Origin of the sequence: Shewanella electrica (assembly GCF_022321485.1) — a bacterium.
GTDB classification, from domain to species: domain Bacteria; phylum Pseudomonadota; class Gammaproteobacteria; order Enterobacterales; family Shewanellaceae; genus Shewanella; species Shewanella electrica.
This window is the reverse complement of sequence record NZ_JAKOGG010000768.1, coordinates 1-235: the sequence shown is the minus strand read 5'-3', so window position 1 is coordinate 235 and position 235 is coordinate 1. Positions and strand designations below refer to the sequence as shown.

The window sequence follows — 235 nt, the reverse complement described above, 5'->3', positions numbered from 1 at the left end:
AAGAGGATTCATTTTCATGACTTTATGTTGAATGTACATAGCATGCTACAAAAGCATAAGGGGTTGTCAGATCCACTTGATGTGGTTGCAGGAGAGATTTCTGATGATGCAATTTTATTATGTCTTGACGAATTTATGGTAACAGATGTAGCAGATGCATTGGTACTAAATCGCTTGTTTAGACATTTGTTCAACAAAGGCATTATTCTAGTGGCCACATCAAATCGTGCTCCAG

1 protein-coding gene is annotated in these 235 nt (G+C 37.4%); it reads left to right on the top strand.

Annotated features, from left to right (window positions below; all coding sequences use genetic code 11):
• Nucleotides 1-42: 42 nt before the first annotated feature.
• Nucleotides 43-235: AFG1/ZapE family ATPase (zapE, locus tag L9G74_RS24660; RefSeq protein WP_238899079.1), on the top strand; the 193-nt coding region annotated here is incomplete at its 3' end.